This window comes from Desulfosporosinus sp. HMP52, from assembly GCF_000765145.1.
Taxonomy (GTDB): domain Bacteria; phylum Bacillota; class Desulfitobacteriia; order Desulfitobacteriales; family Desulfitobacteriaceae; genus Desulfosporosinus.
Window position 1 is genome coordinate 1 of sequence record NZ_JMGA01000046.1, and the last position, 23,848, is coordinate 23,848.

19 protein-coding genes and 1 pseudogene are annotated in these 23,848 nt (G+C 39.4%); 18 read left to right on the forward strand and 2 right to left on the reverse strand.

Going from position 1 to position 23,848, the window contains the following annotated elements; genetic code table 11:
- Positions 1–120 precede the first annotated feature (120 nt).
- The 9 genes and pseudogenes from DP73_RS16330 (at position 121) to DP73_RS16370 (ending at position 13,267) form a co-directional block, all read left to right on the forward strand.
- The gene (locus DP73_RS16330; RefSeq protein ID WP_034600895.1) at positions 121–1,269 is read left to right on the forward strand and encodes a VanW family protein; all 1,149 of its coding nucleotides are present in this window, start codon (positions 121–123) and stop codon (positions 1,267–1,269) included.
- A gap of 220 nt (positions 1,270–1,489) precedes the next feature.
- Entirely contained in the window at positions 1,490–3,217 is a 1,728-nt protein-coding gene (locus tag DP73_RS16335; protein ID WP_034600896.1) for an ABC transporter ATP-binding protein, read from the forward strand.
- Positions 3,214–5,406, forward strand: a complete 2,193-nt coding sequence (locus tag DP73_RS16340; protein WP_034600897.1) for an ABC transporter ATP-binding protein — start codon at positions 3,214–3,216, stop codon at positions 5,404–5,406. Before DP73_RS16335 ends, DP73_RS16340 begins: the two co-directional genes overlap by 4 nt.
- Before the next feature lie 221 nt (positions 5,407–5,627).
- A complete protein-coding gene (locus tag DP73_RS16345; RefSeq protein WP_034600899.1) occupies positions 5,628–6,791 on the forward strand; it encodes a HAMP domain-containing sensor histidine kinase in 1,164 nt (387 codons plus the stop codon).
- Positions 6,792–7,049: 258 nt separating this feature from the next.
- Positions 7,050–7,286: a hypothetical protein gene (locus tag DP73_RS16350; protein ID WP_034600900.1), complete on the forward strand. Its 237-nt coding sequence runs from the start codon at positions 7,050–7,052 to the stop codon at positions 7,284–7,286.
- A 484-nt stretch (positions 7,287–7,770) separates the two neighbouring features.
- Positions 7,771–8,994, forward strand: coding sequence for a Zn-dependent hydrolase (locus DP73_RS16355; protein WP_034600901.1), 1,224 nt, complete (start codon positions 7,771–7,773; stop codon positions 8,992–8,994).
- A gap of 110 nt (positions 8,995–9,104) precedes the next feature.
- Positions 9,105–10,463 carry an allantoinase AllB gene (gene allB, locus DP73_RS16360; protein WP_034600902.1) on the forward strand — a complete coding sequence of 453 codons (1,359 nt, stop codon included), beginning with the start codon at positions 9,105–9,107 and terminating at the stop codon, positions 10,461–10,463.
- Between the two features lie 12 nt (positions 10,464–10,475).
- Positions 10,476–11,829, forward strand: a pseudogene (gene allB, locus DP73_RS16365) (allantoinase AllB).
- A 52-nt stretch (positions 11,830–11,881) separates the two neighbouring features.
- On the forward strand, positions 11,882–13,267 hold the full coding sequence (locus DP73_RS16370) for an NCS1 family transporter (RefSeq protein WP_034600903.1): 1,386 nt from the start codon (positions 11,882–11,884) through the stop codon (positions 13,265–13,267).
- A 74-nt stretch (positions 13,268–13,341) separates the two neighbouring features.
- On the opposite strand, the gene DP73_RS16375 is transcribed toward DP73_RS16370, so the two are convergent.
- Positions 13,342–13,863, reverse strand: coding sequence for an ureidoglycolate lyase (locus tag DP73_RS16375; RefSeq protein ID WP_034600904.1), 522 nt, complete (start codon positions 13,861–13,863; stop codon positions 13,342–13,344).
- Positions 13,864–14,165: 302 nt separating this feature from the next.
- Between DP73_RS16375 and allE the strand changes: the two genes are divergently transcribed.
- The 9 genes from allE (at position 14,166) to DP73_RS16415 (ending at position 22,398) form a co-directional block, all read left to right on the forward strand.
- Positions 14,166–14,927 carry a (S)-ureidoglycine aminohydrolase gene (gene allE, locus DP73_RS16380; protein ID WP_034600906.1) on the forward strand — a complete coding sequence of 254 codons (762 nt, stop codon included), beginning with the start codon at positions 14,166–14,168 and terminating at the stop codon, positions 14,925–14,927.
- A gap of 148 nt (positions 14,928–15,075) precedes the next feature.
- Complete coding sequence (locus DP73_RS16385; protein ID WP_034600907.1) at positions 15,076–16,740, forward strand: PucR family transcriptional regulator; 1,665 nt, start codon at positions 15,076–15,078, stop codon at positions 16,738–16,740.
- A gap of 111 nt (positions 16,741–16,851) precedes the next feature.
- Complete coding sequence (locus DP73_RS16390; RefSeq protein WP_034600908.1) at positions 16,852–17,118, forward strand: hypothetical protein; 267 nt, start codon at positions 16,852–16,854, stop codon at positions 17,116–17,118.
- Between the two features lie 397 nt (positions 17,119–17,515).
- Positions 17,516–18,475, forward strand: coding sequence for a cellulose binding domain-containing protein (locus tag DP73_RS16395; RefSeq protein WP_034600909.1), 960 nt, complete (start codon positions 17,516–17,518; stop codon positions 18,473–18,475).
- A gap of 41 nt (positions 18,476–18,516) precedes the next feature.
- Entirely contained in the window at positions 18,517–18,657 is a 141-nt protein-coding gene (locus DP73_RS23565) for a hypothetical protein (RefSeq protein WP_165574425.1), read from the forward strand.
- A 53-nt stretch (positions 18,658–18,710) separates the two neighbouring features.
- Positions 18,711–19,241, forward strand: coding sequence for a hypothetical protein (locus DP73_RS16400; protein ID WP_034600910.1), 531 nt, complete (start codon positions 18,711–18,713; stop codon positions 19,239–19,241).
- Positions 19,242–19,424: 183 nt separating this feature from the next.
- Entirely contained in the window at positions 19,425–19,970 is a 546-nt protein-coding gene (locus DP73_RS16405; RefSeq protein ID WP_034600911.1) for a signal peptidase I, read from the forward strand.
- A gap of 69 nt (positions 19,971–20,039) precedes the next feature.
- Entirely contained in the window at positions 20,040–21,005 is a 966-nt protein-coding gene (locus DP73_RS16410; protein ID WP_034600912.1) for a multidrug ABC transporter ATPase, read from the forward strand.
- A complete protein-coding gene (locus DP73_RS16415) occupies positions 20,995–22,398 on the forward strand; it encodes a peptidase S24 (RefSeq protein WP_034600913.1) in 1,404 nt (467 codons plus the stop codon). The genes DP73_RS16410 and DP73_RS16415 overlap by 11 nt, the downstream gene beginning before the upstream one ends.
- 124 nt (positions 22,399–22,522) lie before the next feature.
- On the opposite strand, the gene DP73_RS16420 is transcribed toward DP73_RS16415, so the two are convergent.
- Positions 22,523–23,794: a RidA family protein gene (locus DP73_RS16420; protein ID WP_034600916.1), complete on the reverse strand. Its 1,272-nt coding sequence runs from the start codon at positions 23,792–23,794 to the stop codon at positions 22,523–22,525.
- Positions 23,795–23,848 lie beyond the last annotated feature (54 nt).

The window sequence follows — 23,848 nt, forward strand, 5'->3', positions numbered from 1 at the left end:
ACAGGCTACTACTATACTTCGTAACAGTATAAACCAGAAATAACCAAGAGAACCCTGTGAAATTTTTCTTCTAACTCGCATATAGTTAAACGTTACTAGCCGAGAAGGGAGATAAATAACATGGAAGAGGATGCCAACCCTGCGGAATTGTCACGACTCCAAGACTTTCTGAAAAGGTATAAAATTGTTCTAATTACTTTTGGTATTCTTATGGCGGCAATCGTACTGATGACTCTTACACTGGTTATATATACCTGGGACAGAGGGAAGATTGTTAAAGGTGTTGAATTAGAAATCCCTTTAGAAGAGCTAACTATTGAGGAAGCTCGAGATAAATTGGAACAACAGAGAAATGAATATTTTCAAAGATCTGTTCATTTCATTGCGGACGATAAAAATTTTGTAATTAATATGAAGGATTTGGGTTTCACTTATGACTATCAAAAACCACTTCAAGAGGCTTATTTGATTGGTAGAGAAGGAACCATCTTGGATAAAGCTGTCAGCAAATATAAAGCAAGCTTTGGAATTATAAAAGAACTTAATTATCAATGGGATGATTTACTCCTAGCAGAGGTACTGACTACCCATTCTTCGTCTTTAAACTTGCCTGCTCAGGATGCGCATTTTTTGATTAAGCCAGATAACTCTCTGGAAATAATTCCGGAAAATCAAGGAAAAGAAGTCGACCTCGATTCTCTTGCCCAGATGGTAAAGACACAGGCATTAAAGGGGGATAATTCAATCGTTGTTCCGTTCAAAGAAGTCAAACCTTCAATCACAAAAAAGAATCTTGAACAAGTTAAGAAAAGCGATCTGATAAGTGAATACACCACCACCTTTGATCAGACCCTAATAGAGCGATCACTCAACATTAAACTTGCGGCAAAAGCTATTGATGGTAAGGTATTAAAACCAGGAGAAGTGTTCTCTTTTAATAATACGGTAGGTCCCAGAACAGAAGAGGCAGGTTACCAGACTGCTATGATAATTGAAGGGAATATATTCGTCCCGGGATTAGGGGGAGGAGTATGTCAGGTCTCCAGTACTCTTTACAATGCAGTTCGCTTAGCAGCCCCTGCCTTAAGTGTGGTTGAACGTTCTCCTCATAGCCTGCCTGTGAAATATGTTCCCCTAGGACAGGACGCAACAGTGGCTTATCCTAACTTGGATTTTAAGTTTCAAAATCTTTCAGAAGGATACCTCCTGATTCGAAGTATCGTTAATAGCAATACGTTAACGTTTAGGATATATGGAAAGGCTAAATAACTGTCCTGACGACGTTTAGCGTCACATTAAACCAACCGCACCTTCAAAAGTGCGGTTGGTTTAATGTTCTCAAAGTCCTGAAAGAGTCAAAGGAATATTTTGACTCACATAGAACCCTATCCCTTGAGTTCATACTAATCATTAAAGTGATAAAGTATAGAATTTGATAGGGTGAGTTATACTTTGTTTTTGATGTTATAGGCAGAAGGGACTGTTTAGTGTGTTGAATTTATTTAAGTACTTAAAACCATACTCAGCAATGATTATAGGGGCTTTAGTGCTGATATTTATACAAACTTTAGGGGATCTTTATCTCCCGACCTTAATGTCGGATATTATCAATGATGGGGTATTACATGGTGATACCGACAAGATTATGCAGATTGGTGGATTTATGCTTTTAGTCGCTGGGGGAGGAGCCTTGAGTTCGATCTTTGCTACTTACTTGTCCTCGAGATCCGCAGTAGGCTTAGGCACAATCTTACGCAGTAAAGTGTTTAAGGTAGTGGAAAGCTATTCTCTTCATGAATTTGATAAGATTGGAACTGCCACACTAATTACCCGAACCACCAATGATATCAATCAGATTCAGATGGTTACTGTAATGATTTTGCGTATGATGGTCAGCGCTCCGATGATGGCGGTTGGGGGTATAATAATGGCACTACAGGAAGATAAAGAGCTTACCTGGGTGCTTGCTGTTGCTATACCGGTTTTGACGATTGTTATTGCCTTGATTGCCTCCAGGATGATCCCTCTTTTTAGATTAGTCCAAGTCAAAATTGATAGAATTAATCTTGTCCTGCGAGAAAAGCTGACAGGGATTCGGGTAATACGTGCTTTTAATACCGTAGAACTTGAAATGAAACGGTTTAACGATGCTAATGTGGATCTTACAGATAACTATATTAAGGTTAATAAAATTATGGCATTCATGATGCCCTCCATTATGTTGATTATGAACTTTACTTCCTTAGCGGTTCTCTGGTTTGGCGGAATCCGAATTAGTAATGACAGTATGGATCTGGGTGCCCTGGCAGCATTTACCCAATATGCAATGCAGATAATGTTCTCGATGTTGATGCTGTCTGTGATGTTTATTATGGTACCCCGTGCCCAGGCTGCAGCTGTGAGAATTAATGAAGTTTTGGATACGATCCCTGAGATTACGGATCCCAGTAAACGAATAGACACCTTTACTGAAAAAGGCCATGTACAATTCAGAGATGTTACCTTTTCCTATCATGGTGCTGAGGAACCCGCATTGAGTAACATATCCTTTGCGGCTCAACCCGGAAAAGTGACAGCAATTATTGGAAGTACCGGGTCGGGAAAATCCACCCTAATTAATTTGATTCCGAGATTCTATGATGTGGACAGTGGAAGTATTCTGGTTGACGGAGTAGATGTAAGGGAGATGAGCCAAGAAACCCTACGCGCAAAAATCGGATTCGTACCGCAAAGGGCCCAGCTGTTTTCCGGAACTATCCGGGAAAACATTCGATTCGGTAATGGGCAAATCACGGATGAAGAGATTAAACACGCTGCTGAAATTGCCCAGGCTAGTGATTTTATTGAGAATTTTGAGGGCGGCTTTGAACACCAGATAACACAAGGGGGAACTAATGTATCAGGAGGACAGAAACAGCGCATTTCCATAGCTAGAGCACTGGCTAGAAAACCTGAGGTCTATATTTTTGACGATAGTTTTTCAGCACTTGATTTTAAAACCGACGCACGACTGAGAGGAGCTCTAAAAAAGGAAATTGCTGAGGAAACAGTTATCATTGTAGCCCAGCGGGTAGGGACTGTCATGGATGCCGATAATATTATTGTATTGGATAAAGGACAGATTTCGGGAATGGGGACTCATAAGGAACTGTTAGCTACCAACGACGTATACCGTGAAATTGTTGCTTCACAGTTGTCAGAGGAGGAAATCGCATGAGTGAGCAAGATAGACCACAAAATCCAGGCCCAGGCTCTAGATCTGGAGGGGGTGGGGGAGGCTTTGGGGGTGGATTTGGAGCGCCAGTTCAAAAACCTAAGAACTTTAAAGCAAGTTTAAAAAGGCTCATCAAATATTTGAGTCCCCATAAAACTAACCTCATGATTGTATTTATATTTGCGATTGCCAGCACGATCTTTACCATAGCTGCTCCTAAAGTAACCAGTAAAGCTATGAATAAGCTTCAGGATGGATATATGGCCAAGATGATGCTCAGAGAAATGACTGAGGCCCAGACCCAGGTTACCCAGCAAATAAATGCTGAAATAAATCAAATGCAGCGGGGACAAACCATAGATGTGGGGCTGAGTCAACAATCTCCGGATCCTGAAACCCTTCAAGGGGTTCAAGATTTTATGAACCTGCCAATGCTGAGTTCGGTGACAGACCCTAATCAAAAAGCAGACATTGTTCAGAAGATGATGAACCTATTAAAGAAAATGCCTGCTGGTCAAACAGAGGGACAATCTATCAACTTAACCGAGGATCAAATTAATGGAGTAATTCGATCCATACGTGAAACTAATGGGGAATATGACTTTAATTATATAGGAAGGATTGTTTTAATCCTGATAGGAATGTATTTGATCAGTGCCGTCTTTAGTTTAATTATGGGTCTAGTGATGTCGGGAGTGGCTCAGAAAACTGTTCGAGATATGCGCAGACAAATTGATGTGAAGCTAAATAATTTGCCATTGAGGTATTTTGATAAACATCCCCATGGTGACATCTTAAGCCGGGTTACCAATGATGTCGATACTATTGCAACAACATTGCAGCAAAGCATAACACAAATCATCACGTCCCTAATTACAATTATCGGTTATATCATTATGATGCTGACGATTAGCCCAATACTTACTCTTATAGTTGTAGCTACATTACCTTTGTACATTATTTCTACCGCCACTATTGCTAAAAAATCTCAGAAATATTTTGCTACGCAACAGAAAGAACTTGGACAGCTCAGTGGGCACGTGGAAGAAATGTATACAGGGCATAAAATTGTTAAAGTCTTTGGTCGAGAGAAAGATTCAATTGAAAAATTTGAAGCAATTAACGACAGATTGCACACAGCAGGCTGGAAAGCGCAATTCATTTCGGGGATCATGTTTCCTTTAATGAACTTTATCAGCAATATAGGCTATGTAGGCATCAGCATAGTTGGAGGAATTTGGATTACCCGAAATTTACTTGGGCTGGGAGACATTTTAGCCTTTATCCAATATTCAAGGTCTTTTACCATGCCTATTGCGCAAACTGCCAATATTGCCAACGTGATTCAATCCACAGTAGCTTGTGCGGAACGAGTTTTTGAGATTCTCGATGAAGAGGAAGAAATACCTGATAAATCTAATGCTCAAATCATTGAGTTCTCGAAAGGGCAGGTAAACTTTGAACAGGTAGATTTCCGTTATGAAGAAGATGTACCTTTAATTGAAGATATGAATCTCAATGTAGAACCGGGGCACACAGTTGCTATTGTTGGTCCGACCGGTGCGGGCAAAACCACCTTAGTAAATCTACTAATGCGGTTTTACGAAATTAACTCAGGAACAATTAGGGTAGACGGGGTTGATATCAGAGATCTAAAACGCAGCGAACTGCGGAAGATGTTTGGCATGGTATTGCAGGAAACATGGCTGTTCAATGGAACAATTAAAGAGAATATAGCCTATGGAAAACAAGGAGCAACAACAGAAGAAATTGTGCAGGCTGCTAAAGCTGCACATGCAGATCATTTCATCAGAACATTGCCTGATGGCTACAATACGATGCTCAATGAGGAGGCAACGAATATTTCCCAGGGTCAAAAACAATTGCTAACCATAGCGCGAGCCATTCTGGCAGATCCCACAATTTTAATTCTTGACGAAGCCACCAGCAGTGTGGATACCAGAACAGAAGTTTTAATCCAAAAGGCCATGGCAAATCTTATGAAAGACAGAACAAACTTCGTTATTGCTCACAGGTTGTCGACGATACGTGATTCTGAACTAATCTTAGTCATGAACAATGGCAAGATCATAGAAATGGGTAACCATATAGAACTGCTTGAAAAAGCTGGTTTCTATGCTGATCTCTATTATAGTCAATTCTCCGAAAATCTGGATACTAAGACTGGATAGAGAGAATAATCTCGGTTAGCTAAAAATTAAGCCAAAGCTCATCTTTAAAAAAGGGGTGTTGCAAACTACTCAGCAGTTTCAACGCCCTTCAAATTTGCCTGTTCAAAGATAAAAGACTAATAGTATATTTTATGGTAAAATATTCACGTAAAGAATTTGAGCGGGTAAATAACTATTTATATAATTTAAACGATGCTGTCTCAGGTTTAAGGGGGATTTTCATGACGGAAGTTACATACACAGAAACACAATTCGCACCTGCAAAACGTTTATTAGACGGAGAAATTAAAATACAAGCAGAGCAAATTATCAATCAAAATTTAGTACCCGACCTTTTCAAACTCATACCAAGTGTAATACTTGTGTTAAACAAAGAGAGGCAAATCATTTATTCTAATGATGTTTTACTGGAAACTATAGGTATTTCAGCTAAGAGTAAATTCTTAGGTCTGCGGCCCGGAGAGTTATTAAATTGCGTGCACTCAAATACGATGCAGGGTGGTTGCGGAACCTCAGAAAATTGCAGTGTTTGCGGATCTATTCAGGCGATCCTAGAATCACAGATGACCAAAGCACCGGTCGCCAAGGAATGCCTGTTAACGGCGAATACTGAGCATGGTGAAGAATGTTTAGAACTTTCCATTTATGCAGCACCCATCAAATATGATTTTACTTTATTTATAGTGAGAGATATTAGTGAAGAAAAGAAACGACAGATGTACGAACGGGTTTTTTTTCACGACTTGATTAACTCATCGGGAGCGGCTAGAGGACTCATTTCTTTAATAAAAGAGATCACAGACATAAATGAGGCAAGGGAATTGTCAACCTACGCCTTCGAGGCGATAGAACAGGTACTTGAAGAGATTAACAGTCAAAAGTCTTTGAAAAATGCTGAAAATGGTACGCTTAACTTAAACCTATCAGAATTCAGAGTAAAGGAACTTGTTGAAAGGTTAGCTGAACTATATCAAAAGAATAACATTGTCACCTGTCCAATAGAAGTTAAATGCGATATTGATGTGATGGTTTACAGTGATGCTGTTTTGGTCAGACGTGTCCTTAATAATATGCTGAAAAATGCTGTTGAATCATCCCATATGGATACTGTAACGGTTGAGGGAATAAAGAAGGATGGCTACGTGGAATTTAAAGTGAATAATAGACAATATATCCCGAAAGATATCCAACTACAAATGTTTAAACGTACTTTTTCAACCAAAGGGGATGGACGGGGCTTAGGCACATATAGTATGAAACTCTTAGGAGAGAAATATCTGGGGGGATATGTTAAATTTGTCTCAACAGAGGAAACAGGGACAACATTTGTTTTTGGCTTACCAATCCAAAAGGTTCAGAATCAAGCAGTCTCATATTTTAACTAATCAATCAAATCTCATGTTGTGCAGCAAAGCTCCCTTAAAAGTGATTTTATAAGGGAGCTTTTTTTAAATAATTGTGATACCTTACACTTTTATTAAAAATATGTGCTATTGGCACCTTATCTTAATGCCGATAGCTACTAGAATATGACTATAAATTTGATTAATATCAAATAAGTAATTTCTATCAAAAAACAATTTGTGTAAAATTTTATCTAAATCCTATAGTTGAGGCAATGATAATTGAGGGGCGGTTAATAAGTGGAGATTTTTGCACAAGATTTAAAATTATTGATCAAAGAGGGTTCGAATCTCATACAAACCGGTAGTAAAATTCAAAACAGTCAATGCATACATTGGTACTTAAAATGCAAATCGGCATTAGATTCTTTTGCTATAGAAAAGAATCTGTTAGACAAATTTAAGTATAGCTTAGAGCTAGAAGAAAGAGTTGAAATCTTAAAAAAGATTGCACATACTGAGGGAGAGAAGGCATAGACCGGAAGTCAGAGAGCAGGAAGTCAGAGGGACGTTTTGTTGGAAGTCAGAGGGACGTTTTGTTTGCCAGGTATGCGCTAATAACTGGTAGAGAGAAAAATAGTAAATTGATATGAACTACCCCTTGTTCAATCACATATACAGCATTTTCTTTTGGATGAGCATCTTTCTAAAGAAAGGTGTTTTTTTTATGAGCATCACGCCAGTTGATACGTCTTTGTCAGGGAGAACAATGTTTAATAAGAAATCTGGGTCAAGAATACTTCGTCAGAGTATGGCAAGGGGACGTTTTGTTTGCAGATGGCAAACAAAACGTCCCCTTGCCATACTCTGATTATTTCGACTTATCAACCAAGGATAGATAGGAGCTAAATCTTTATCCATGTTATGAGAAGACAAAACTTCGAAAATTGTAGAAAATATTAGTGTAGAGAAAAAAGTCTGAAAAGAGTTTCTAAATAAAATTGGTTTAAGAGGTGGCATCGTGATTAAAAAAAAACGACTATATAATCGCCTGATGGAGTTAGGAGAAATAGGCAAACAGGAATCTGGGGGTATAACAAGGTTGGCCTTTACCCCGGAGGATCGTAGAGCAAAAGATCTCGTCACTTCCTATATGAAAGAAGCCGGTTTAAGTGTGCGAGAGGATGCGGTCGGTAATATTATCGGGCGCAGGGAAGGTCGTAATCCAGAAGCCCCAGCGGTTGTCACTGGCTCTCATGTTGATTCTGTATATAACGGAGGAATCTTCGACGGCGCATTAGGCATAATCGGAGGTATAGAAGTTCTGCAAACCATGCAGGAACAGGGCATTGAGACCGAACATCCCATTGAAGTCTATGCCTTTAATGATGAAGAAGGAGCTCGTTTTAGCTTCAGTATGATGGGTAGCAGGGGAATGATCGGCAGTCTGAAACCTGAAGATTTAGAGCTTAAAGATAAAGAGGGAATTTCTCTGGCAACGATTATGAAAGCTCAGGGTCTGGATCCGACGATGATTCGTTGTGCGGCTCGCACTAAAGGCACTATAAAAGCTTTCATCGAATTGCATATTGAACAAGGCAAAGTGCTTGAGAAAAATAATCAATCAGTAGGGATTGTTACAGGAATAGTCAATGAATTATGGCTTAAATGTACCTTTAAAGGTGAGGCAGGACATGCCGGAACAACGCCTATGACAATGAGGCATGACGCTTTAGTTGCAGCCGCCGAATTTGTTCAAACTGTTGAACAGGAAGCCAAAAAGACCGGTACAACAGTTGCTACTGTTGGGAAAATGAGTGTTTTACCAGGCGGAATTAATATTATCCCGGGAACGGTTGAAATTACTCTAGATTTAAGAGATCTCAATCAAGAAGTTAGTGATCAAGTGGAAGATGCGATTTTTAAAGAAGCAAAACGAATTTGCCGTGAAAGAAATCTGGAAATGCGTACTGAAGTTTTACAGCGCATCCCGCCTTCACTTTGTTCGGAAGAGTTTCAACTTGCTGCCAAAGATGCATTTGAAAAACTGGGATTTGAGCCCTTTTATCTGCCAAGCGGGGCAGGGCATGATGCGATGCAGGTGGTAAATATCTGTCCTATCGGTATGATCTTCATAAGATCAAAAGATGGAATCAGCCATAATCCGGCTGAATGGAGTTCGCCGGAGGATTGTGAGGATGGAGTTAATGTTCTCTACCATACCCTTTTAAGTCTGGCAAATTAGTTCAATTCGGTTTTAAAGGAGGGATTCTTAAATAAAAGTATGGTTTATGTAGGCCTGATACTGGTTAGTTGATTTAGCTAATTCTATGAATAAAGAGAGAGGGCATGCATGTGTTTAAGTTAGTCATTAAAAATGGGAAGGTCGTAACCGCTGATAGAATTTTTGAAGCATCTGTTTGTGTTAATGATGGTAAAATTGCGGCGATCATTGATGCAGGAAGTTCGGTTGAAGCAGAGGAAGTTATCGATGCTAAAGGAAGTTATCTTTTTCCGGGAGCAATTGATAGTCACGCACATTTAAACGATCCCGGTTACTGCTGGAGAGAGGATTATGCCCACGGCTCAGCAGCAGCTGCAGTTGGAGGATGTACAACAATTGTCGATATGCCTCTTCAGAATGAACCTGCCTTGACGGATGCTAAGATTTTCGATAAGAAGGAAGAAACTGTTTCTCCCAACGCTTATGTAGATTATTGCTTCTGGGGTGGCTTGGTTGACTACAACCTAGACAAATTGCCAGAACTCGATGCCAAAGGATGCGTAGCCTTTAAATCATTTATTGGTCCGGTATCTCCTGACTATGTTTCCTTATCCATTGGGCAGGCCAAAGAAGCTTTGGAGATTTTAAAAGAATGTGGAGGACGTGCGGGTTTCCATTGTGAAGATTATTCTATTATCAAATGGGAAGAAGCCAGGGCACAAAGAAAAGAAAAGAATGATTGGCAAGATTTTCTGAATACCAGACCGGTTATTGCAGAACTAATTGCCACCCAAAACATACTTGACCTGGCTCGGGACCTGGATGCCAAAGTTCATATCTGTCATGTAAGCCATCCCAAGGTAGCCAAAATAATTAGAGACGCTCAGTTAGAGGGTGTTGATGTAACAGGTGAAACCTGTGGTCACTACCTGACCTTTACAGATCAAGATGTCATTAAGAATGGAAGCTTGTTCAAATGTGCGCCTCCCTTAAGAGAAGCCAGTGCGGTTGAAGAAATGTGGGAATATGTCAACAATGGAACCCTATCATGTATCGGTTCTGATCACTCACCTTGCGAATTAAGTGAGAAGAGTGAAGAAAAGCATGGAATTTTTGGAGCCTGGGGTGGGATCAGTGCCATCCAAAATGTAATGCAAGTTGTATTTAGCGAAGGGGTAGTCAAGAGAGGTTATAATCCTACTTTGCTGGCTCGATCCTTAAGTGAAGGACCGGCAAAGGCTTTCGGAATCTATGGTAAAAAGGGTGCAATTGAAGTTGGATTCGATGCGGACCTGGTCATTCTCGATCCTGAACTGGATTGGGAAATCACAGCAGACTCCTTGCATTATCTCAATAAAATTTCGGCTTTCGTAGGCTTAAAGGGCAAAGGGCTGCCAGTATGTACCTTAGTGAGAGGACAGGTCGTTGCGAAAGATGGTCAAGTAGTGGGTCAAAAGGGATTTGGCGAACTTGTAAAAAAGCTTAAGTAGGGGGGAAAGTACATGAATAAGCATTATGATCTTGTCATACGCAACGGAATGCTTATTTGTCCGGAGGGCGTGAAGAAGGCGGATGTAGCCGTTAGTGACGAAAAGATTGTAGAAATAGGCTGCGAACTATCCGGGGATGCTAAAGAAACTATTGATGCTGCGGGCAAATATGTATTTCCTGGAGCAACAGACGGGCATGTTCATTTTAATGACCCAGGCAGAACTGAATGGGAAACTATAACAACCGGAAGCAGTGCTCTGGCAGCGGGTGGCGGAGTTGCTTACTTTGATATGCCCCTTAATTGCAGCCCCTGTACACTGGACGCTAAAAACTTTAATGCCAAGCTTGCAGTGGCTCAGAAAGATTCTCTCGTCGATTATGGATTTTGGGGAGGGCTTACTCCTAAAAACCTAGATAACCTTGAAGAGCTAGCAGAGTGTGGGGTAATAGGGTTTAAAGCATTTTCCTGCTTTAGTGGTATTGACGAGTTCGAAAGAATGGACGATTTTACTGCATTAGTAGGCATGGAAAAATTAGCCAGGCTTGGCCTGCCTCTTATGGTGCATTGTGAAAATGCTGAAATAACAAGGGATTTAACGGCCATAGCCCTTGCTAATAACAAGACTACAGTAAGGGACTATTTTGCAGCCCGTCCGCCAATTACGGAAATTGAAAATGTATCTCGTATGATTACCTTTGCAGAAGAGACAGGCTGTAAATTAATTATTGCTCATATCAGTACAGCCAAGGCTGTAGAGTTAGTAACTCAGGCCAGAAGCCGGGGAGTGGACGTTTGCTGCGAAACGATTGGACATTATTTGATTCTTACGGATGATGATGTGGAACGTTTAGGAACTGTCGCAAAATGCTCGCCGCCCATTCGCAATAATGGGAACCAGATAAAAATGTGGGCGAAACTATTAAACGGTGAGATAGCCTTTGTTTCTTCCGACCATTCACCCTGTGATCCAAAATTGAAAGATGGTGAGTTCTTAAAAGTTTGGGGTGGAATCTCAGCTTGCCAGACAACTCTCCCGGGCCTACTTACCCATGCCTACCATGATCGGAAAGTTCAACTTGAGGAAATCGCCAGATTGACAGCACAAAATGTTAAATGAAATTTTCAGGATACAGGGTAAAGGGAAAATTGCAGTAGGTTATGATGGAGACTTTGCCTTGGTAGACTTAGACAAGGAATTCACATTGCAAGCCGAAGATCTTTTCTATAAGCACCAAGTAAGTCCTTATGTTGGTGACAGCTTCCGTGGGGCAGTTACTCAAACAATTCTCAGGGGGACAACAGTGTTTAAAGATGGAAAAATTGTATCTAAGCCTATTGGCAAACATCTGAGACCTAATTTGTAAACCATGATTACAGAAATAAGGACACTTATAAAAAGAAGGAGTTGGGTGTAGGATGTCAACAAATACAGAAACTGCAACTGCAACGCAGATCCAACATGCCGGTGTGGATGAATCACTAATTCCCAAAACTCTAGAGGGTAGAACTGTTAGCCCCATAGACTATATGTTTATGTGGATTGGAGACGGTGTTAATTTAGGTAATATGACCCTTGGAGCCAGTTTGGTTGTTGCCGGAATTGCCACTCTTAATCTATTTCAGACATTTGCTGCAGCTATTATTGCCATTGGAATTATTTCAACTATTTTTGCCTTGAATGATAGGCTTGGCTACAGAACAGGGATACCTTATGTTGTCCAGCTGAGAATGTCCTTTGGAATCAAAGGTTCAGTTATCTCATCCCTTTTGCGTGGAATCCCTGCCATTGTCTGGTACGGCTTTCAAAGCTGGATTGGAGGTACTGCTTTAAACGAAATTGCCAAGGTATTTACAGGCGGTGCCTTTGATAACGTGGCAGTTTGCTTTGTAGTACTTCAATTAGTTCAAATCGGGCTTTCCTTGTATGGCTTCCATGCTATTAAATGGGTAGAATCCCTTACTTCCATTGTTATTATGCTCGCACTTGTTTATGTGTTTGGTGTTCTTTTAACATCTCATAGTGCGGTAATTGCTGAAAAATGGGTACATGCCAAAGGATCATGGGGCTTGCCGTTCTTTGCCTTCATTATGATGTTCATGGGGAACTACGCGGCCATCTTCTTAAGCGCGGCAGACTATTCGAGAGAATTAAAGGCTGGAATCAGCGATGCAAAACGCGGATTCTTATACTTCCTTCCTATATTAATAGCCTACGGCTTCGTACTGGCAATTGGTGCAATGCTTGCTTCTGCAACGGGGATATCAAATCCTGTGAAAGCCTTTGCAATCGTAGTCGATAATTCTTACATTACAGTCTTTGTATCAGCCTTTATTGTTATGGGTGCTATAGCAGTTAACATGGTTGCCAATATTATTCCGCCCACCTATGTTATCACTCTAATCACAAAGCTTAAGTACAAAGTGGCAGTTACAATAACCGGATTACTTGCGTTAGGTTCCTTCCCCTGGGTTCTTGTTCAGGATTCGTCGGCAAAAGGACTGGGTATGTTCATCCTGATATATTCCGCATTTTTAGGCCCCATTGTTTCAATTCTATTAATCGATTACTATATCTTCAGAAAGCAAAAAGTAGACATTGTTGATCTGTACAAAGAAAACGGCCCTTATTCAGGATACAATCCGGCAGCTGTGCTGGCTATGCTAATTGGTGCTGGGGCAGCTTTTACCAAAGTTGAGCTGGCTTGGATTATCGGGTTGGTCGTGGCCGGGATCTCTTATTATCTTCTAACTAAGTTTGCCTTTAAAGATTCAAGATTCAAAAAGGGTACGATCTTTGAATAATTTTCCTTCAGGAAGTTAAAGATTGAAAAGGCATTTCCCTAAAAGATAAGGGAAATGCCTTTTTGAATAATAAATTAGAGTTGAATCTCAAAAGTTACTCCAAGATCCCGGATTTGACAATCCCCATCGTAGAGAGGCTCGATGGAATCAGCGGTGGTTTCCTTACGTGTTGCCAGAATATAGCCGAAAGACTCTTCAAGAGGGAGGATTGTGCCATGCCAAACGCCACGGTGGATGACAAAGGCCGTATAGCTTTCCAGTAAAAAGCAGCGTACTGAGTCCGGCGAGGGAAGAGCTTCCAGGTCATTAGGGTCTGTGGCGGGAGCGACACTTATGATAGCAGGGCCGCCATAGAGGGGGAAGAACCCTTGGGTTACTTTTAAGTGGCGTTCTAAAGCTGAAAACTTAAATTCTTTTCGCTTAAGTAAAGCATACACGAACTCGGCTGAGCCATCATCCACTTCAAAAGGGATTCGGTCAGCAAAAATTGGAGGTGTCGTCTTAATAGGAGGAACTCCCGGCTCGCGCATCAGCAAATGGCCATAGGGTGCAAAGGCTTCTTTGGTAAAAGGTTCGACTTTAATGATACGATTCATATTGAAAATGTCCCCTTTCAGTTTTGGTTCACACTAGTTCTGATTCAATGTATAATTACTCATTCCCGTGCTTTTATCCTTTTGCTACTATTGATGATGGTCAGGCTGTTCATTTATCCTAATTTTCTAAGTTGGATTCCCTGAAAATAAATCCAGTAGCCTAACTTAAGGTTAATAGTTTATCCAAGATTGATATTAATTTGGGTTTTCTTTTAACCATTTATTCTAAAGGTCGCCTTAAGCAAAGTGACGAATATATGACAATAGTCAAAATTTTGTTGATATGAAAGGAGAAGTTATCGATGGGTTACCCAAATGATCTTTTAGCAACGAGGGCAATTATCAAACATGGCAGATATGCATTGATACCACCGGAAGGGCGTGTGAAAAACGTCATTCCTAATTTAGAAAATTGTAATACAAGTATTATTGCCTCTCCCGAGTTAGGGCCGAAGTTTGCAATGTACACCGTCGAAGTATTATCAAATGGCGGGACAACCACTGATTTCAAAGAAGAGGGTATTGAGACATTTGTTTATTGTATGGGAGGAGCAGGAACCGTAACTGTTGAGGGCAAGACTTATGAACTTACGGATGGAGGCTTTGTTTTTGCACCTGCCTCATTAGGAGTAGGACTGAAAAATTTAAGCAAAGAACCATGGAAACTTCTTCTTTATAAACAACGTTATCGACCATTAGCGGGTTATGAAGCTAGAATTGTTGTAGGCAACTTAAATGATATCCCTGATGAAGCTTATGATGGTATGGAAAATGTTCGTATTAAAAACGTGCTGCCGACTGAATTAGGCTTTGATGTTAATTTTCATACCCTTAGTTTTTATCCTGGCGGGTGTCATCCTTTTGTGGAAACCCATGTTCAGGAACATGGCCTGTATTTTTTAGAGGGTGAAGGAGTTTATTTGATTGACGATAAATGGCTTCCTGTGAAAACAGAGGATTTCATCTGGTTTGGTCCCTATGTTCCTCAAGCCTACTATGGTGCGGGAAGAAAACCTTCCACTTATATTTATACTAAAGATTGCAATCGGGACATTGAGCTGTAAAATAGAATTACTGATTAAAATGCGAGGTTCGAAACTTAATCGAACCTCGTATTTCAAAACACTCTTAATTTATATTATCTTGTTTAAGACTTATTGAAATCTGCAGTTTGAAAAATCCAACCTTATAGATAACAAGGGGGGTATCACACTGGAAATCACGGTAAAAGATGCCATGAAAATTGGCCCCTTAAGCACATCTGAAATTGTGGCCGGTTATCAAACGTTAGATAATGTTGTCAAAGGCGTAACTATTATGGAAGCACCTGATATTGTAAATTGGCTGGCTGGTGGAGAGCTGCTTCTTACCAGTTTGTATGCCGCGCCTGCCGGAACCTTGAACTATAAAGATTTTGTAAGAAAGCTCGCTGAGAAAGGCGTAGCAGCCATAGCTATTAAAGTTGGTCGGTTTGTGGAACGTATTCCAGAGGATATGATCGAAGCAGCTAATCAATACGGCTTACCTATTATTGAGCTTGATGCTAATGTGCGATTTGTGGATGTCATGTATCCTATCATGGCTGAACTCTTTAATAATCAAGTGGTCAAATTAAATTACTATAAAATTATTCAGGAGCGTTTTACTGCCTTAGCATTACACTGTCTAGGGTTAGAAAAGATTATTAGAACTCTTGAAGATTTAATCGGAAATCCTGTTGCGGTTTATGATCGCAATTTTAAAAGCATGAGTACAACTACTCCTCAGATTGAAAAGTTTATGGAGATTGCAGATTTATTTCAAAAGGAAAGTTTGAATGAAAAACTATCCTTCTATCGTCAGATGGTACGATTTCCGGATCTTGGCGAAGAACCCATTCCTCAGGTTGTAGTACCAATACGGGCATTTAATCAAGTAAAAGCCTATCTCACCGTAGTAGAGATAAATAAACGACTCCAAGAGATGGATTTAATTTGTTTAGAACATGCCGCTACTGTTGTGACTCTTGATTTAGTGAAGAAAGTCGCTGTACAGGAAGTTGAACAGAAGTTTCAGAACGACTTGCTAGAAAATCTAATAACAGGAAATACAGCGCTTAATAATACTCTGGAAAGGGCTGCCTTAATCGGATGGGACTTAACTAAGCCCTATACCATTGTCCTTTTTGATATTGATAACATCGATGGGATTTTAGCAAATACTAAGGAAAGCCCGGATAAAATGTATTTGCAAGGGTTAAAATCTGACGTCGTTTCCATAATTACTAATGCTGTTAGAAAACACACAAAGAATTTTATTCTCGGGACGAAAAACGACGCGATTATTTTGCTTTGGCCCTCGCCTGAAGTTTACAATTGCCTCCTAGATCAGATCAAAAAGACAGGGAAAGAGATCCAGGAACAAATTAAAAAGAAAGTTAAATCAGTTTCCGTTGCCATTGGAATTGGAGATGTTGCTCTAAAAGTTGACGAAATCCCTCGGAGTTTTAAAGAAGCACGAGATGCAATTACCTTTGGTCGAATGATTCAAGGTCAACATGTTATCGAAGCTTTCTCTGAATTGGGTGTATTTCGGATTTTGTGTAAGTTTGCTGAGCGAAATGAATTACATAGTTTTGTCCCGAAGCAACTGCTTGTTTTAATGGAGCATGATAAAATTAATGAAGCAGACCTTCTGAAAACTTTAGAAATCTTTTTGGACTGTAATGGGAATGCCAGTAAAGCTGCCAAAAAACTCTTTATACATTATAAAACAATACTTTATCGATTAGAAAGAATTAAAGAGATTACTGGTATGGATCTAGAAACCAACGAACATCGCTTGGAAATTGAGATGGGCTTAAAAATAATCCGCCTGCTGGGAAATGAAGTATTATAATATTTCCTTTTTTTGTAGAAGGATTTATGATATTTAGCCAGAATTGATACAATAGCAACAATTAATATGTCTAAGGGCTGATTCTCGGGAAATATGGAGGGAAAGTATAAAATGAATGAAGATGTTGCGATTATAGAAGGAGTTTACGATATCGCTTCACCTGAAGTGCCTGCTTCTCTTCATAGATGGGGAAGGAAGGTATGGCTGCGTGACATAGAGATTGGAGCTAAGGGAAAGCTGTTATTCTATGATGAAGATGGAGTGTGTAAGATTACAACTCTTAGTCGAATTACCGATATTATTAAAACCCCTGAAGAGGTAGGAATATATACCCAATGCAGTATTTATAAACTTAAGTTGTTAAATAAACCTAAATAGGTTGAAATTAATCCAATGAATATAGTTGAGTCAATATATTTTTTAACGACAAAAGCAGTGTCCGATATATCATCCGGGTACTGTTTTTTTGTTATTTTCCTTTAAACATAAATAGATAAAAGTAAGATGTGGGGAAAAAGTGAAAAATCAATAGATGTATGCCAAAAGAGGAAATAATAACCTAAAGAGTTAGCAAAAAATTCAAGTTTAAATAAAAATATATCAAAATTAAAGCGATATTAATCTTTAATGCTAAAAATGGGTTAATATTCAAATTGACGCTAGATTTTTGTCATGCTACGATATCAATGCAATAAGAACTTCAGAAAAAATGAAGTTTAAATCGCAAATTGCTTTAAATCCTAAATTATTTATCTCTCGCTTAATGAGGTGATATATGAAAAAGTTCGCATTCTTATTAGCATTAGTTTTAATTATGGTTAGTTCAATTGCAGCAGGTACTTTGGCTATGTACACCGTTTCTATTGATACCTTAGCTAAAGGAAGTGTGGTTGCCAAAGAGTTCATTTTTGTTGGGGAAGGAACAGACAGCTTTCAGGAAGGACTAAAAATTGCTCCTTCAGAGACGGCCCATTGGAAGTTTAAGGTTAAGAACTACGAAAACCATATTGTCTCTGAAACGGATATCTATTATAAACTAACTTTTAATGTACAGGCTTTGCCAGGTAAAAATGCCATAGAACCTTTGACTGTCACAGTCAAGGATCTCAATGGCATAGTGCTTAACAGTGTCACAGGAGTTGGGACTTTTGACGTTTTAGGCCAATTTTCACTTGCAGTGAATGGTCAAGAACGGGACTTCTTAGTGGAAGTGAACTGGCCGACAGAAGGAAGTTCTGACATTAATTATGCTGGCATCAACTTTGGATCAATGATCAACGTAGATGCTATTGCTTCCCAGATTCCGTTAAAAGCTACTGACCCGGATCCAGTTCCACCCCAAGTCAGCGTCCGCTATGAAACTACAGTTCCGTGGCAAAATGGTCAAAGTGGCAATTACCAATACGAATATAAGGTAACAATTACTAATAATTCTACAGAGCCTATCTACAATTGGAGTATAGCCTTTAACCTCCCCACAGATAAACTGACCAGTGCTTGGAGCAATGCCAAGCTGGTATCTGATACACCAAAGGGATACTACAAATTCCTCAATCCCGGCTATAATAATCAATTAACAGATAGTATATTGCCTGGGAAAAGCGTATCCTTCCGAGGCCCTGCTAAAGGAATGGGTACTGAGGCAATCCGTTCAATTGTTGTAGGTGGAAGCAATATAACTGATCTAACAAACGTAGATTTATTGTGTCAATTTGGAAAGGCATCTCTAAATTAGAGGCCTTATTAAATCTCTCAATGATGCTGAGGAGGGAGGATATGAGAAAAAAGATTCTTTTGATACTTGCCTTAAGCGCTGTACTGTTTGTTTCTCTTACCGTTGGTACTCTATCCAGCTATACATCGGTTTCAAGCTTCGGTATTAGTATTTATTCGGATTTAGATAAAGCCAAGAACTAAATTTTAAAATTTTCTTAAGTACCTTAATCAAATTTATAATTGGAGGCTAAATAATGAAAAAGGCACTAACAACTATTGCACTTGTACTGATTTTATCAACATCTGTGATCGCAGGGACTCTAGCAATGTATACTACAACTATTGATAACCTTGCTGAAGGCAGCGTTGTTGCCAAAGAATTTGTCTTAGTAGAAGGAGGTACGGATACCTTTGAGAAAAATGTAAAAATTGCTCCAGCTGAAACAGTGGATTGGCAGTTTAGTGTGAAAAACTATGATGGCGCGATAATAAGTGAGACAGCGATGGATGTCAATTATACTGTTGATGTTGTTGCAGAAGATGGAAAAAGCGTGATTGCTCCCTTAGAAGTAAGTATCAAAGATGCCGATGGTCAAGTTGTTGGAGGTTTAACCTCAAACGGCAAAATTGAATTCTCTGATGAATTTGACTTGGATGCAAGCGGTCAGGAAAAAGTTTACACTGTATCTTTGAACTGGCCAAGTAATGATAATGCTGATAAAACCTACGCTGGGGCTGGTTATGGTACAGCGGTTAAAGTATCAGTGACGGGAACTCAAAAATAACCTGCCACCAATTTTCATCTCCATATGATGAAATTATTCTATTGTGTATAACGAAATAGAAAAATCAGAAACAGTGTACGACAATATAAACTCGTACACTGTTTCTGTTTGTTGTTCTATAGGCTATAGCTCTGATTTTTTACCTGAGGATAGGGCATAATAGGTGAAAGAGGGTTGGAATTTATGACGCCTACAAAGTATACGACACAAGAACAAATAGAGGCAATGCGCAAAGAAATTCTCCAGGAAAAGCAGAAGTTATTAAATATTTCTGAAAGTAAAAAGTCATACCGAGGCTGGCGACCGCAAGGGAAGCAGATAATTAGATCCGTCAGTGGAGCTATATTTTTAGGGGTTAGTTTATTATTAGTTTGGTCGATTATATCAATTCAAATGACAAAAAGCAGGGGCGAAATCCCTAATGTCTTAGGATTTCAGCTTTTTGCTATTGAATCAGGCAGTATGGAACCTACTCTGGAAATCGGGGCTGTAATTGTCAGTCGGACTCCTAAGAATGATGGAAGTGCTTTAAGAGTAAATGACATTGTTACCTTCAAAACCTTGTCTGAGGCTGTGGTTACCCATCGGGTCGTTGAGGTTATTGATAATGAAAATGGCAGTAAAGCTTATCGCACAAAGGGAGATAACCCTAAAAATTCGGTTGATCAGGAACTTCTTACTCCGAACAGAGTGATCGGAGTATTTGTTGCTAAAATACCCTTAACATAAAATTTTTAGTATTTGCCAACTGCACTATATCCTTGCTCTCTAAAGAAAATATTGGCGGGGAGAAGTAACATGGAACATGGCCCGGAAAATATTGTATTAATGGAAAATGTCTCATCTGTGGAACATTTTTTGGTTAACGGAGGGAAATCTCGAAGAGTACTGGACGATATTAACCTGGTGATAAATAGGGCGGAAAAATGGGGTATTAAAGGGACTTCCGTGTTTGAAATTAAGTTGCTTCTAGAAATCATCGCAAATATTAGACCCTATGACAAAGGGAAATGTGTTTTGATTGAACGTGGCATGATGAGGCATAAAAGGGTAATATTGAAGCACGTTTTTTATATCGGAAGCTCAGATATGCTTTACAATAATATGAATGTACTGGAATATCTAATGTTTGCAACTGCTAAGTCTAAGGTCAATAAGGTTTTGCTGCAAGAAGAGATTTTTGAATACCTTATAGAAATCGGTCTAGGGCATCTATCTTTGACGCCGAACCATATGTTGAATAGAGAGGAAAAAGCTGTAATCACTTTGATCGCTGCAGCCTATTCAGACAGTCTAATAATTGTATTTAATCTACCTGAATATGAATGGGATGAGGTGCTTATTAAAGCAGTTGCTGAAATAGCAAAATTTATAAGAAAACAAGAAAAAACTCTAATTCTCTCTACTCAAAACTCTCTTATGATAGAAAAAGCTTGTTCCCATACAGCAATAATCAAAGATGGAAGATTGATATACAGTGGCAGTGTGGAGAATTTACGAATGACCTATGACAAGATTGAAGTTATTATTCGGGACAGAACTGCAAAAAGCATGCTGGAAAAACTCAATGGAATTCTCCCGGGTTATAATTTGGTCGCGAAAGAAGACAGGCTATTTATTAGGAGTGAAGGCTCAGAATTCAATGAGCCTGGGGAAATTCACAAAAAAATTATCGAGTCGGGATTCATTCCCGATTCTATAGAGATAAATCCGAAAACAGTTGAGAATGCCTACGAGGAGCTAATCCTAAAGAATGATTTATAAAAATAGCTATTTTAAAAAAGAACTTCGCCAGGCCTATACGGAAAATAAAATTAGCACAAACCGAAAAATAGCTTTTGCTGTCTTTCTGGGGCTTTTTTCCTTTGCCCTTTACTTTGTTTTTCAGACCCTCCAGGAAAGTGTACTTTCCGATGTGGTTCCCGAGATAATGCAACCCAGTTTTTTCTCGACTATTTACCTTTACATTCATATAGTCATTGCCTTTATTATCAGTTACTTCATCCTCTATTATGACTATCTTTTTTTTGCGGAGATCAGGAAAAACTCCTGGTATCTGCTTATTCAAATGGGCTATAATCCTGTGATCATGTTTTTCTCCAAGTTGTTTGCCTTAATGTACTCTGTCATATTGATATATACTGTTGGCTTTATAGTAACAATAATTCTGACCTTTCTTTTAAAATACACCTTCATATTGGCTTATCTGCCGACGCTCTACTTAGTAGGCTTAGCAGATTTGTTACTCATTACGATCCTTTCAATGACCTTTTCACTTTATGCCAAAACTGTTCTTAACGGTCGGTACTGGACTTTTTTTACAGCCGTCCTTGTATTTGTTCTAAAAACAGCTTTAGGACAGTATCCTATAATCTCCAATCGCGTGTACATGCAGAACTTCTCTACGCTGTTCAATCTGCAGCTTTCAGGGTATTGGCTGGTCGGCTCTGGGATCATAATAACCTGCGGTTTAATATGTCTTTTTAGGAGTAGAAATATTGCTAAATACTATAACTTGGCTCCTGATCCTGACATCCTGCCTTTAGATATGGAACTTGTTGAAATTGATTCAATAACTGGCAAACAAAAAGTAATTAGCATCAAAGTTAAAAAGGGTTGGCGTGGGCGAATTCTCGATACAGTAACTACTTTATTGCTCATCGTTTTCATATGTGTAGCATTAGCTATTAATGTATTCATTATTGTGATTAATGCTTCTACACCAGGGCAAGAAGTTAGTATACGCGGGGTGATTCCTTTTGTGTTCAGTTCTAGCACAATGGAACCGGAAATTGAGATTAACGATTTGACGTACTTTCAAAAAATTGATGCCCAATACCAGATAGAGGAGGGACAGATTATCCTGTTTGAGGAAAATAATTTGCTCTATGTAGAACGGGTAGTCTCCAAAACGGATAATCAATTGATTGTAGATATTGATTATTATCCTCCCATGTCTCAGATTGGGGCTATGAAAAAATCAATTAACCGACAAGCGGTGCATGGCCTATACAGCGGAAGAAACCGCTGGCTTGGGGCTTTGATTCTCTTTGCCAATACAATTGTAGGAAGGATTCTTTTCTTGCTGGTTCCAGCCGTGCTGTTATTTTATCAGGGCCAAGTTTATAGGTATTTTAGAAAAGACAAGAGTATCTGAAAAAAGCATCAAGATTTCTGCCATAATCGGCTAGAATCTCGATGCTTTTTCATTTGAGTTGTTAAAAGGTGGAAGTTGACTCAATTATCATTAAGATCGTTCCTGTATTTCAAACAAATGCCTGTTATGCCTTGGGAGGTGTTCCTTCAGCGTTTGATACAACTGCATCGATTTGGACTAATGCATCTTTAGGTAAAGCTGATACGCCAACTATTCTTCGTGCAGGAACGCCACTTGGGAAGAATGTTGTGTAAATTTCGTCTACAGCATTAATATCTGCGATATTTTTAAGGAAGATATTTACTTTAACCACATCGTCCAAAACGTGGTCGACACTTTCTACAATTGCCTTGAGATTTTTTAAGCACTGTCCAGCCTGCTCTTTTACACCACCAGCTACCATTTCGCCAGTTTGTGGGTCTAGTGGTAATTGAGCTGAAATATGATTGTAATGAGAAAAAGCTACAGTTTGTGTATAGAGAGAACTTTTGGGTGCATTTTCCGTATTATTTGCTTCTATGATGAGTCCATGCCTGTCTTCAACAGCTTGTGGGGGGGTACCATCTCCGTGTGACACCACTGCTTCAATTTGAACCAAAGCACCCATAGGTAAAGCTGAAGCTGGAACTATTGTCCGTGCAGGGACATAGGCTACAGCCCTGGCGATACCCGAGTCAGGGAAGAATGTTGTGTAAACTTCATTTACGGCTTCAATATCCGAGAGGTTTTTGAGGAAGATATTAATTTTAACAATATCGTCAAAAGGAACGTCGATACTTTCTAAAATTGCCTTGATATTCTTTAGGCACTGGCCAGTCTGCTCTTTTACACCACCGGCTACCACTCTACCGGATTTCGGATCGATAGGTAATTGAGCTGTAAGATTATTGTAATGAGAAAAAGCTACAGCTTGCGTAGATAGAGGACATGTCGGCGCATTAGCCGTGTTATTTGTAAGCTTGATGAGGTCCCCTGCTTGTGGTGCGTTTGGAATTGTACCTTCACCGTTTGAAACAAGCGCCTCAATTTGCACTAAAGCATCCATAGGCAAATCTGCAACTGCGACATTCGTCCGTGTAGGAACATAGCCTGGGAAGAATGTTTTATAAACTTCGTCTACAGCATCAATATCTTTGATATTCTTAACGAATACAGTGATTCTAACAACATCGCTCATAACATGGTCGATGCTTTCTACAATTGCTTTAATATTTTTAAAGCATTGTTCAGCCTGCTCTTTTGCACCACCAGCCACCAACTTGCCAGATTTTGGATCGATGGGTAATTGAGCTGAAAGATTATTGTAATGAGAGAAAGCTACAGTTTGTGAACATGGACCGATACCTTTTGGAGCATTTTCCGTATTTCTTGCTAATACTGCGTTATAGTTGCTCATGATAGTATTCCCCTTTATGATAAATTTTCAATAGTATCTTTGTGTATATTTTAA